Raw genomic sequence first — 11,252 nt, forward strand, 5'->3', positions numbered from 1 at the left:
TAGCAAAGTTTTGCTCTTTAGCTACTTTAGTTGCCAATTCCATCATTTCATCAGTTGAATCCGGTTTTTCGGTTACGAACGGATACACACCCCATGAAAGTGCCAATCCACGTCTTTGACGTTCCGAGAAAGTAACCGCCACGATATGTGATTTTGGACGGTATTTGGAAATCATGCGCGCTGTATGTCCTGATTCAGTTGCAGCAACGATTGTTTGGATGTTCAAGTTGAGTGCTGTATGTCCAACTGCTTGGCCGATAGCTTCAGCCATATCCGTGTTGCTGTATGCTTTCAAAGCAAATGCATCTTGTCCAACGATCGCTTCTTCTGTGCGGATAGCGATTGTAGCCATTGTCGTAACAGCTTCAACCGGGTAATCACCAGCAGCTGTTTCTCCGGATAGCATAACTGCATCTGTTCCGTCGAAGATAGCGTTGGCAACGTCTCCTGCTTCAGCACGTGTAGGACGTGGGTTGCGTTGCATAGAATCCAGCATTTGAGTTGCTGTGATGACTGGTTTGCCTAAAGCGTTACATTTTTTGATCAACATTTTTTGTGCAATAGGAACTTCTTCCGTAGGGATTTCTACTCCTAAGTCACCACGGGCAACCATCAAACCTTGAGAAACTTTCAAGATTTCATCGATGTTATCAAGACCTTCTTGGTTTTCGATTTTAGGGATGATTTGGATGTGGGTTGCGTTATGTTTTTCCAAGATTTCAGTGATAGCCAATACATCACTTGCACGACGCACGAAGCTTGCTGCGATGAAATCGACATCGTTTTCGATACCGAAGATGATATCGTCAGCATCTTTTTGTGTCAGACCAGGGAAGTTTGTTTTGATACCGGGAAGATTGACACCTTTTTTGTTTTTCAGGATGCCTGAGTTTTTGATCAAAGTAACAATTTCATTGTTTTCTTTGTCAAGTTCAATAACTTCAAGGTCAATCAAGCCATCATCCAATAGGATGTGGTTTCCGACAACAACATCGTTGATCAACTCTGGGTAAGTGATAGAGAATTTATCTTTCGTACCCTCAACTTCTGTCATGGAGATTCTTACTGTTTCGCCGGTGATCAACGACACGATGCCGTCCTTCATGTTGTTTGTACGGATTTCAGGCCCTTTTGTATCCAAAAGGATAGCGCACATTTTGCCTGTGATTTTTGATGCTTCGCGGATGTTGACGATACGAGCGCCATGTTCTTCAAAGTCTCCGTGCGAGAAGTTCAAGCGGGCAACGTTCATGCCTGCGTTCATCAATTTAACGAGTGTTTCTACAGATTCACTGGCAGGCCCGATCGTACATACAATTTTTGTCTTTTTCATAGAAAATAAGCACCTCATTTTATATTTTGTAAAACGTAAGTCAACTTTTCGTTAGAAAGAAATTTCTTTGTTGATTTGGTAAAGCGACAATAACGGCAAGTGTTTTTGGTTCTCAAGTGTGTCGATGATATCGTTGAACACAACTTCATCGCCCTTGACGCCTACACAGATTCCGCCTCTGCCTTCTTCCAACATTTTAACGGCATTGTAACCGAAGATGCTTCCCAATACGCGGTCCTTCGCTGATGGGGATCCGCCGCGTTGCACGTGGCCCAAAACAGTGACACGTGTATGGAATTCTTCAAATTTGGAAAGTTTCTCTGCAAATTCATTACCTGACATTACGCCTTCAGCCAACATGATGATCGTATGTTTTTTGCCGCGCGCTCTGCCTTCCTGGATTTCAGCAACTACTTCTTCCATTGTAAATTCTTTTTCGGGAATGACGATGGATTCCGCGCCACTTCCGATACCAGTCCATAAAGCGATGTCGCCGGCATTTCTGCCCATTACTTCAACAACGAATGTACGGATATGGCTTGTAGCCGTATCTCTGATTTTGTCCACAGATTCCAATACTGTATTGATCGCAGTATCAAAACCAAGCGTGTAATCCGTTCCTGGAATATCGTTATCGATTGTTCCTGGGATACCGATTGTCGGGAAGCCTAACTTAGTAAGCGCTGCTCCTCCACGGTAGGATCCATCCCCCCCAATTACGATCAGGCCATCGATGCCGAATTTCTTCAACTGCTCGATCCCTTTAAGCTGTCCTTCGAGTTTTGCGAACTCCGGATAGCGGGCAGAATATAAAATTGTGCCCCCACGGCTGATTGTGTCTCCGACATCATCAATGGTCAGACGACGGAAATCTCCGGCTACCATACCTGCATAGCCATAATTGATGCCATATACTTCCAAACCGTCATAAATGCCTTTGCGCACAACTGCGCGAATGGCGGCATTCATTCCTGGTGCATCTCCACCACTTGTCAAAACTGCAATACGTTTCATTAGACTTCACCTCATCAATAAAGTTAAAAACTCTCAATTTCCAAAAAAAACTGTGCATTAAATATTTTTTGAATTTGTCCTTCACTATCTTATCATCTTTTTATGAAAATGTCTTTTAATTTCACGTTTTTTTGATTGTTAAAAAGGAAACAATGAAAAACAATGGCTTATTGTCCGGAATATCGCCACATTCGGACAAATTGTTATTACTACCGTCCGACTCCAACGAATCCGAGACAGACAGGATCAACCAAAACGACAGAACATGTCTGGCAGCTTTTGCTTTTATGAAAACAGTATACGGATATCAACTTTTCACTTTCATTTGACAGCAACATTTCCGCTCCCAAAAATGGCCTGCAGCGATTCAAGCAGATCGGCCGAAATGGTTACCCAGTTTTCAGCCGTCAAGCGCATTGTTTGTTTTGTGGCTTCGTTGTAAAGGATGACAGGATGATCCCCCGGTTGCTTGTTCAGTATCTGGTACATTTTTCCGAACAATTCAGGCGTGTTGTTTTCCGCTGTCAAACGGATGAAGACATTCTCCTTTTTTTGACCCAGCATTTCCTGATAGGCTTCGGCATCCCAGATGTGTGTAACCAAAAAATTCGTTTTGTCTGCTTGTTTCGACCGCTCCAGCTTGCCTTCAACGACAAGCAACTGGTTTGCCTTCAGCAATTTCATGAATCGGATGTAGTACTCGGGGAAAATCGTGATGCTGATTTCCCCGGTACTGTCCGTCAGGTTTGCGAAAGCCATCGGATCGCCCTTCTTCGTCTGGATTCTTCGGATGTCTTTGATCAATCCCATCGTGCGCATTTTTTTGTCGTAAGCCAGCTCGGTGACGTACACAACTGTCCCGTTGTTGTACAATTGGCCGAATTGGTCAATCGGATGGCCCTTCAATGAATGTCCGAGTGCAGCTTCCTCCAAATCCAGCAATTCCAACAAGGGCAGTTCCTGCGTTTCAACATATTTCGGTTCCAGTATCGAAAAGAGATCGATGTTATTTCCGCTGTAATCGATGCTGTTCAGCATACCCGGCAGCGAGTCAAGCAGCGTTGCGCGCGAATGCCCGAAACTGTCGAATGCCCCACTATAGATGAGTGGTGTGATGTTTTCGTTCTTCAGCCACTTCGGATGGATCCTTCTCAAGAATTGAACGAAATCTTTGTAGTGCCCATGACCTTGGCGTTCTTTGATGATTTCCTGGATGAAATCGCGTCTGAGGCCTTTGATCCCGCCCAAGCCGAATTGGATCATCTGTTGATGCAGCGCAAATTTCCAGTTGCTTGTGTTGATGTCCGGATAGGAAACAGCGATGTTACGCCTTTTTAGTTCGATGAAGTATTCCTTCATCTTATCCGAATGTTGATTGACGGAATTCAGCAAAGCGGCAAAAAATGCTTCCGGGAAGTGCGCCTTCATGTAGGCGAGTTGGTAGGCTATGAAAGAATAGGCGACCGAATGCGAACGGTTGAACCCATAATTGGCGAACCGCTCGATGTAGTCATAGACTTGCTCGGCTGTTTGCTCGGAATAGCCTTGTTGAAGCGAACCTTCAATAAAGTGTTTTCTTTCTTCATCAATGGCTGATTTTTGCTTTTTGCCTATCGCTCTTCTGAGGATATCCGCTTCGCCCAAACTGAAGCCAGCCATCCGGGAAGCCACCTGCATGACTTGTTCCTGATAGACCATTACCCCGTAGGTTACCTCGAGGATCGATTTCAGATCGGGATGGAGATAATCGATTTTGGCCAACCCTTTTTTCCGCGAAATGAAGAGGTCAATCTGTTCCATCGGACCCGGTCGATAAAGTGCATTGACTGCGGCGACATCTTCGATTGATTCCGGCCCGAGCTTGCGCAACACATTTTTTATGCCGGGGGATTCAAACTGGAACACCCCGTTCGTATCCGCTTTTCGGAATATATCGAGGGTCCGATCATCATCCATCGGTATTTCCCAGATGTTGATGCTTTCTTTGTGCGCATCGCTGGCCAACTGCACTGCATCGTTCAGTATCGTCAGATTTTTCAGCCCCAAGAAGTCCATTTTGAGCAGGCCGATTTCTTCGATGTTGCCCATCGTGTACTGCGTCAGATATAGATCGCTATTTTTCTTCTGCAAGGGCACTATCTCCCTTAACGGATTGTCACTGATGACGACACCTGCCGCATGAGTGGAAACATGCCGCGGGACGCCTTCGATTTTTTCGGCAGTCTCATACAAAAGTCGATTCACATCCGTCGCGCTGATCAGATTCTGCAGTTCTTTCGATTTCTGCTTTGCCTCCGCCAGACTGATGCCTAATTGATTCGGGATCGCATTTGACCAAGCTTGAGCCTCCGCAACCGTGAGTCCGAATACCCGTGCAGTATCACGCAAGGACATTTTAGCCGCAAGCGTCCCAAATGTGGCTATCTGGGCGACGTGGTCCGAACCGTATTTGTCTCTGACATAATGCAGAATGTCGTCCCTTCGGTTATCCGGGAAATCCAAATCGATATCCGGCATGTTGTAGCGTTCTTTGTTCAAAAACCGCTCAAACAACAGATTGTATTTGATGGGATCGACATGGGTGATGCGCAAGACATATGACACAAGCGAACCGGCGGCAGATCCCCGGCCGGCTCCCGGCATGATCTTCGCTTTTCGGGCATATGCCATCACATCCCAAACGATAAGGAAGTAATCATCGAAGCCCATTTCATGGATGACTTCCAATTCGTATGCCAAGCGTTTTTCATATTCTGCTTCGGGAGTAGCGACCCGCTGACGCAACCCTTCTTCGCAGAGTCTCCTGAGGTATGCCTGCGGTGTCGTCCCGGCAGGCAGTGGGTAGCGCGGCAACAGCGACTGATGCAGAGGCAAGTCGATTTGGATTTCGTCCGCAATTTTCTGGGTCGTTTCAGCCGACTTGACCAAATCGGCTTCCCGGAATTTCCTTTCGATTTCTCCGCAGGATGGCAAGTAATACGTGCCATCCAAAGATTCCGATTGCAGATCTACTTTTTCGTTCGCTTCGATCGCCTTCAGGACACGGCAACTGAAATTGTCGCTCGGCTCCAGATATCTGACGTCATGCATAGCCGTAGTCGGAATGTTTGTCTCCTGTGATATAAGCATCAGCCTCGGGATGATCGGTTTCATTTTCTCGTGGAGCTGAACGCCTAAATAAAAATTGCCGTGGGTGAAGATTTTTTTCCATGCCAAACTGGCTGCCTTGGCATTTTCCTGATCATTTCCGTTCAAAAAGCTTTCGATCTCGCCTTTTTCTCCCGGCGTGATCGCGATGATGCGGTTTGAATCATCCTCCAAAAGGGAAAGTAATTCCTTATCCGAAGCGTCCTGATTCCTGATCGTCGACAGAGCCATCAACTTTTTGTAGCCCTCAAAATCCTTCGCCAACAAGACGAGAGGAAAGGTGCGATCTTTACTGATGATTCCGGGCAAATCCAGTTGGATCCCCAGAATGGGTTGGATAGCATACTTTTTGCAAAGTTTGAAGAAGTCGACTTGACCATAAAGGACATTTTGGTCCGTCAATGCGATGGCCTGATAACCTTTTGTCTTGGCGCTGCGGACCAAATCCTCTATTCGGGTAGTCGTCTGCAAAAGAGAATAGGCACTGATGACCTGCAAATGCACAAAAGACATGTCTGTAGCCTCCTTTTTCTAATCAATACTATCATTATAGCGTACCCGTCCTAATCCAAGAAGCGAAAAAGTTGTTGGACAAGTAATGCTTGTCATCTCCAAAAAAAGTGATAAAATTAATTTCGAGAAGAGGTGTAAACGACATGAAATATATTGCAATCATTTTTTGGGGATTTATCTTAGGGCAAGTATCCGTTTATCTGGGCAGCGCCTTATCAGGCGGCAGCTATGACTTTATGATCGCAACCATGACGGGTATCTTTACCGCGCTGATCGTAGTTCTTGTTTCTGCGTTGATGCCGAAGACGGCCTCCCATAAATAACCGATAGTTCGTTCTAAAGACGGCATCAAAAACGAAAAAACCTTCAGGGATCAATTTCCTGAAGGTTTTTTTCTATTTGATGAACATAGCATCCCCGAAGCTGAAGAATCGGTACTTTTCTTTGACTGCGTGCTCGTAGGCGGACAGGACGCTGTCTCTGCCGGCAAAAGCGCTGACCAGCATGACCAATGTCGATTTCGGCAGATGGAAATTGGTGATGATGCCTTGGACAACCTTGAAGGAATAGCCGGGCGAAATGAAAATTTTGGTCCATCCGCTGTCCGCCTTGATTTCCCCATTAAATTTCGTGCCGATCGTTTCCAGTGTCCGCACGGAAGTCGTGCCCACAGCGACTATTTTGCCTCCACTGGATCGGACCTCATTCAGCGTTTGTGCTGCCTCGTCCGTCAGCTGGTAGAATTCCGAATGCATTTCGTGGCTGGCGATATCATCGACCGATACCGGACGGAAAGTCCCCAAGCCCACATGCAAGGTCAGATAGACGATCTTGATGCCTTTATTGGCTACTTCCTCAAGCAGTTCGGCCGTGAAATGGAGCCCTGCTGTCGGGGCAGCTGCGGAGCCGACTTCTTTGGCGTAGACGGTCTGATAGCGTTCCTGATCATCCAGCGTCTCTTTGATGTATGGCGGCAAAGGCATTTCGCCCAACGATTCCAGTATTTCCAGAAATACGCCGTCATATTTGAAATTCAAAATGCGGCCACCGTGATCCAACGATTGCGTCACTTCCGCAGTCAAGCGCCCATCCCCGAAAGAGATGACAGTCCCGACTTTAACCCGTTTACCTGGTTTGACGAGCGTCTCCCACTCATCCCCTTGGATATTGTTCAAAAGCAGGACTTCGATATGCCCACCGGTATCCGGTTTGACGCCATGCAGTCGCGCAGGCAGCACACGTGTGTTGTTCAGCACCAGCGCGTCACCTTCCTGAAGTTCCTCCACCATGTCGGTGAAATGTTTGTCCGTGATTTCTCCAGTCTTGGAGTCCAGGGCAAGAAGCCGGGATGACGAACGATCCAGCAGCGGTGTCTGCGCAATCAGCTCTTCCGGCAAATAAAAATCAAAATCACTTGTCCTCATTGATAAAATACCTCACTTATTTTTCTGTATCATACGTGATCCCCAAATGGTCATATGCCATAGGGGTCGCTACCCTGCCGCGCGGGGTGCGCTGCAGGAAGCCCAATTGGAGCAGATAGGGTTCGTACATGTCCTCTATCGTTTCCATTTCTTCGCCGATGTTGGCGGCGATCGTCGAAAGACCGACGGGGCCGCCGTTATAGAATCGGATCATCGTCGTCAATATTTGCCGATCCAAGTCATCAAGCCCTTTGTTGTCCACACTCAAAATGGACAAAGCTTTGTCGGCGATTTCCTTCGTGATCAGGCCATCGCGATAAACTTGGGCGAAATCGCGCACACGGCGGAGCAGCCTGTTGGCAACACGCGGGGTGCCTCTGGATCTCAAGGCGATTTCGACAGCGCCTGACTCATCGATTTTCGTGGACAAAACATCCGCAGAGCGATGGACGATCTGCCGGAGATCTTCAAGGCTGTAATATTCCATCCGCGAAACGATCCCGAACCTGTCACGCAAGGGAGCCGAAAGACTGCCTGCTTTGGTCGTGGCACCGACCAGCGTGAACGGCGGCAGCGTAAAGTGGACTGGATGGGCTGTCGGACCTTGCCCGATGATGATGTCCACATAATAATCCTCCATGGCAGAGTACAACACTTCTTCCACAATCCGCGGTAAGCGATGGATTTCATCAATGAAGAGGACATCCCCCGCTTCCAGTTCATTGAGCAATACCATCAGATCACCCGGCCGCTCGATTGCGGGTCCGCTCGTGCTGTGGATGCGGACATCCAATTCGTTGGCGATTACCATCGCCAGTGTCGTTTTCCCCAACCCGGGCGGCCCGTACAACAAGACGTGATCCAAGGCTTCACTACGCGCTTTCGCGGCCTGGATATACACTTTTAGTTCATTTTTCACTTTGTCTTGGCCGATGTATTGCGCCATCATTTGCGGCCGCAATGTTTTTTCGATCAAATCTTCTGTTAGGTCTTCCGTATTTCCGGAAACGATTCTGTTTTCAGCTGTCATCTATATCACCCTTTTAAAAGTAGCTTGAATGCCGTACGAAGCACTTCTTCGGCGCTGGAATAGTTTTCTTTTTCCAATAGCGGCAGTATTTTCTTCACTTCACGGTCCGAATATCCTAAACCGGCCAAAGCCTCCAATGCCTCCGTCAACACAGCGGACTGTGCGTCAGCTGTTTCGTGGGCCGGATGCTCTTCCATCCAATACGTATCGGGCAGCAAATCGCCGAGTTTGCCTTTCAAGTCTAAGATGATCTGCGAGGCTGTCTTTTTGCCTACACCCGGGAATTTCACCAAATACCCCACATTATCCGTTTCGATCGCTTGGATCAGACCCAGGTGATCATCGCTCGCCAATATCGACAAGCCGCTTTTCGGTCCGATTCCGGAGACGCTGATCAGTTTCAAGTACAGCTGCTTTTCCGTGTAGTCCTTGAAACCGAACAGTGTGATCGCATCCTCGCGGACAGCCTGATAGATGTAAAACGTTATCTCTTGGTTCAGGCTTCCGGAAAACCGGAAAGGATTCGCAACCTGCAATTGGTAGCCGATGCCACCGTTCTCCAGCACCACATAGAGCGGCCCCACATAGACTAATTTACCTTTTATATATTCGTACATCATTTGGCTCCTACTCTTCATTTCCTGATTGTCATTCATTTTCTATCATAACATAAAACTTAACGGAAATGACAGCCGTTGCGCCATCTTCTCTGCGGGAACGTTCGTTTGGCAGGTGCAAGCAAGAAAAAATCCCAGGACCGGTAGCCGTGGGACTTTCCTTTGCTGCTTATTCGAATAATTGTTTGTATTCAGAGTAACCTTCCGCATCCAATCGATCGTAAGGGACAAAGCGCATGGCTGCCGAATTGATGCAATAGCGCAAGCCGCCCAACTCTGCTGGGCCGTCCTCAAAAACATGCCCCAGGTGGGAGTCGGCTTGAGAGCTGCGGACTTCCGTGCGTTTGCGCATCAACTTGCGGTCTACCAGCTCCTTCAGAGTGGAAATCGGTTTTGCAAAAGAAGGCCACCCGCAGCCTGCATCGTACTTGTCAGCAGAACTGAATAAAGGCTCTCCGCTCACGACATCCACATAGATGCCCTTCTCGTAAAAATCATCGTATTCGCCGGAAAAAGGTCTTTCCGTAGCTTCGTTCTGTGTCACTTCATATTGTAAAGGCGTCAAGCGCTTCAATTGTTCCTCTTTATTGTCCATCGTGATATCAGACCCCTTTCTTTTCATTGCTCCAGTATATCAAAAAATGCAAAAAAGCAGAACAAAAAAGTCTTGTTCTGCTTCGCTCACGCTTCTTCAGGTTTGGATCAGAATAGATTCCCCAAAATGCTTCCCAGAATGCCGCCCAATCCGCCCGTTGCAGCTGGCGTCGTCGTTCCGGATTGCTTAGGGAAGAGATCAGTGATGTCGAAATTTTTCGTGGCTGCTTCTTCAGCTTGTTTGGAGAAGATGTCGGTCTGTTTGGCCACACCGTCGGAATCCAAGCCATCAGCATCCTTTTTGTCCGCCAGCATGCCCAGGATCATCGGTGCCATGGAAGCCAAAACTTTGGCAACCTCGGATTTGCTGATGCCTGTTTGGGCAGCAATCTGATCCACGACTTTATCCTTGTCCCCGAAGGCATGATCCAATATTTTATCGCCATCATCCGTATCGGCTTTCTTGACCACGTCTTCGATCGAGGATACGTCTTTGGTCTGACCTTTATGTTTTTCCAATGCATCTGATAAGGAATCTTTCCCTGCTTTTGACTCTGCGTTTTTGCTTAATGCCCGAAGGATCAAAGGAATTGCAACGACAGCCAATTTCGGCAGAATGCTTGCATCAACGCCCGTTTTGCTGCCCAAAGCCTGAATCGAACTTTCTTTGTTCAGTTCGCCCATCATTTCGGAAATGTCATTGATTTGCACCATTTTTCCCACTCCTATCTGTTATTTAACTATCCTGATTTTACAATAAATAAGCAGAAATAAGAAATGATAAGCTTTCAGTGCGGGTCCTGGATCCGCTTGAACATCTTCTCCATATCCTGGTTGGAGAACTGGATCAGCACCGGCCTGCCGTGCGGGCAATTGTAGGGATTATCCGTTTCAGCAAGATCGGCCAACAGTTGGCGCGCTTCTTTGTCGCTGAGGAAATGATTCGCCTTGATCGAGCGCTTGCAGCTCATCATGATGGCCGTCGCTTCCCGAAGTTTTTTTACTGAGATATCGCCTTCAGCCAAAAACATCTCCACCAGTTCCTTCAGAATGTCTTCCTCTTCACCCGGAGTGAACCAGGCAGGATGCTTTTCGACGATGAAACTGTTCTGGCCGAATGGTTCGAGGAACAGGCCCATCGATTCCAGCACATCCCGATTTTCCTGGATCAACTGGAATTCATTCGCCGGATAATCCAGCATGATCGGTATCAGCAATCCTTGGAGATCGGTGGAAACCTTGCCGATTTCCTCACGGTAGTATTCATATTTGATGCGTTCCTGGGCAGCATGCTGATCGATGATATAGAGGCCATTTTCATTCTGCGCGAACAGGTATGTGCCGTGCATCTGGCCGAAAAAGTGCAGCTCCGGGAAAGGCCGCTTGCTCGCCGGTCCCTTCACTGCCTCCGCTTCGACTTTCTGGACGGTTTTCATGATCGGTTCTTCATGGGCCGCCGGATTTTTTGGTTCGCCGGACAGGTAAGGCGCGATTGGTTCATTGCGGTCCTGCTTTGGCTGGTCACTGAACGGAACAGCGTACGCTTCTTGTTCTTCACTTGGAAGGGGAAGGTATTCACG

General features: G+C 47.6%; 9 protein-coding genes and 1 pseudogene. 1 reads left to right on the forward strand and 9 read right to left on the reverse strand.

The window, feature by feature from the left end; genetic code table 11:
• The 3 genes from pyk to dnaE form a co-directional block, all read right to left on the reverse strand.
• A partial coding sequence (pyk, locus tag WBV27_RS09005; RefSeq protein ID WP_424201347.1) for a pyruvate kinase occupies nucleotides 1-1,333 on the reverse strand: 1,333 nt, incomplete at its 3' end.
• Between the two features lie 51 nt (nucleotides 1,334-1,384).
• The gene (gene pfkA, locus WBV27_RS09010) at nucleotides 1,385-2,347 is read right to left on the reverse strand and encodes a 6-phosphofructokinase (RefSeq protein WP_424201349.1); all 963 of its coding nucleotides are present in this window, start codon (nucleotides 2,345-2,347) and stop codon (nucleotides 1,385-1,387) included.
• Between the two features lie 321 nt (nucleotides 2,348-2,668).
• The gene (gene dnaE / locus WBV27_RS09015) at nucleotides 2,669-6,007 is read right to left on the reverse strand and encodes a DNA polymerase III subunit alpha (RefSeq protein WP_424201351.1); all 3,339 of its coding nucleotides are present in this window, start codon (nucleotides 6,005-6,007) and stop codon (nucleotides 2,669-2,671) included.
• A gap of 143 nt (nucleotides 6,008-6,150) precedes the next feature.
• Here dnaE and WBV27_RS09020 point away from each other — a divergent pair, with 143 nt between their 5' ends.
• A complete protein-coding gene (locus tag WBV27_RS09020) occupies nucleotides 6,151-6,330 on the forward strand; it encodes a YjzD family protein (protein WP_068560596.1) in 180 nt (59 codons plus the stop codon).
• Nucleotides 6,331-6,402: 72 nt separating this feature from the next.
• Here WBV27_RS09020 and queA read toward each other — a convergent pair whose 3' ends face one another.
• The 6 genes and pseudogenes from queA to WBV27_RS09050 form a co-directional block, all read right to left on the reverse strand.
• Nucleotides 6,403-7,431, reverse strand: coding sequence for a tRNA preQ1(34) S-adenosylmethionine ribosyltransferase-isomerase QueA (gene queA, locus WBV27_RS09025; RefSeq protein WP_424201353.1), 1,029 nt, complete (start codon nucleotides 7,429-7,431; stop codon nucleotides 6,403-6,405).
• Nucleotides 7,432-7,447: 16 nt separating this feature from the next.
• On the reverse strand, nucleotides 7,448-8,461 hold the full coding sequence (gene ruvB, locus WBV27_RS09030) for a Holliday junction branch migration DNA helicase RuvB (protein WP_424201355.1): 1,014 nt from the start codon (nucleotides 8,459-8,461) through the stop codon (nucleotides 7,448-7,450).
• Between the two features lie 5 nt (nucleotides 8,462-8,466).
• Nucleotides 8,467-9,078, reverse strand: coding sequence for a Holliday junction branch migration protein RuvA (gene ruvA / locus WBV27_RS09035; protein WP_424201357.1), 612 nt, complete (start codon nucleotides 9,076-9,078; stop codon nucleotides 8,467-8,469).
• A 169-nt stretch (nucleotides 9,079-9,247) separates the two neighbouring features.
• Nucleotides 9,248-9,673, reverse strand: a complete 426-nt coding sequence (gene msrB, locus WBV27_RS09040; RefSeq protein WP_424201359.1) for a peptide-methionine (R)-S-oxide reductase MsrB — start codon at nucleotides 9,671-9,673, stop codon at nucleotides 9,248-9,250.
• A gap of 107 nt (nucleotides 9,674-9,780) precedes the next feature.
• Nucleotides 9,781-10,386 (reverse strand): DUF937 domain-containing protein, encoded by a 606-nt coding sequence (locus WBV27_RS09045; protein ID WP_424201361.1) that lies wholly within the window; start codon nucleotides 10,384-10,386, stop codon nucleotides 9,781-9,783.
• Between the two features lie 74 nt (nucleotides 10,387-10,460).
• Nucleotides 10,461-11,252, reverse strand: a pseudogene (locus tag WBV27_RS09050) (DNA mismatch repair endonuclease MutL); the annotation flags it as partial.

Origin of the sequence: Trichococcus sp., from assembly GCF_049589555.1 — a bacterium.
In the GTDB taxonomy this organism is placed as follows: domain Bacteria; phylum Bacillota; class Bacilli; order Lactobacillales; family Aerococcaceae; genus Trichococcus.